This window comes from Legionella londiniensis, assembly GCF_001467825.1.
Classification (GTDB): Bacteria; Pseudomonadota; Gammaproteobacteria; order Legionellales; family Legionellaceae; genus Legionella_A; species Legionella_A londiniensis.
The window spans coordinates 1-937 of sequence record NZ_LNYK01000033.1 but is presented as its reverse complement, the minus strand read 5'-3'; the positions used below and the strand labels follow the sequence as shown (position 1 = coordinate 937).

Genomic DNA, 937 nt, shown 5'->3' with positions numbered 1-937 from the left:
GGCAATCGCTGTAGGACTCAATGGATTGCGACAAGCTGCAGGCTTTGCTGCAGCGGCATTAGCTGTAGGATTCAATGGATTACGGAGAGTCGTAGGGGTTATGACAGCGACAATCGCTGTAGGACTCAATGGATTGCGACAAGCTGCAGGGTTTGCTGCAGCGACATTAGCTGTGGGACTCAATGGATTACGGAGAGTCGTAGGGGTTATGACAGCGGCAATCGCTGTAGGACTCAATGGATTGCGACAAGCTGCAGGCTTTGCTGCAGCGGCATTAGCTGTAGGATTCAATGGATTACGACGAGCTGCGGGCTTTGCTGCAGCGGTATTAGCTTTAGGATTCAATGGATTGCGACAAGCCGCAGGCTTTGCTGCAGCGGCAATCGCTGCAGGACTCAATGGATTACGACAAGCCGCAGGGGTTATGACAGCGGCAATCGCTGTAGGATTCAATGGATTACGACGATCTGCAGGTTTTGTTACAGCGGTATTAGCTTTAGGATTCAATGGGTTACGACGAGTTGCAGGATTTAACGCAGCAGTAATGGTGCTGGGTTTCAATGGTTTACGAAGAACCGTGGGATTCGCTGCAGCTGGCTTTGCGGTGATGTTAAAAGCGCTCAGAAAACCGATAGCTGCATTATTTGGTTTTTTGGGAGGATTGGCATATGGCGTATTTGGTGGCGGTATCTATGGAGGACTTGACCAATTTAAAAAAATATATCAAGACATTGGTGGGGATTCAGAATTTCGTCAGTTATTTGAAAAAGTAAACAAAATCATTGGTGGCGAAGTTAAGTTTACGTCTTTATTCATGGCTGTTAATAGAGTCGTTGGCGGTCGGGTTCCGTTCAAGGAGTTGTTCACGCAAGTCAATGAGGCTGTTGGCGGTCGGGTTCCGTTCAAGGAGTTGTTCACGCAAGTCAATGAGGTCGTT

The 937-nt window shown here is 48.1% G+C and carries 1 protein-coding gene; it reads left to right on the top strand.

All coding sequences use genetic code 11. From position 1 onward, the window contains the following. Nucleotides 1–937: hypothetical protein (locus Llon_RS11635; protein ID WP_193391629.1), on the top strand; the 937-nt coding region annotated here is incomplete at both ends.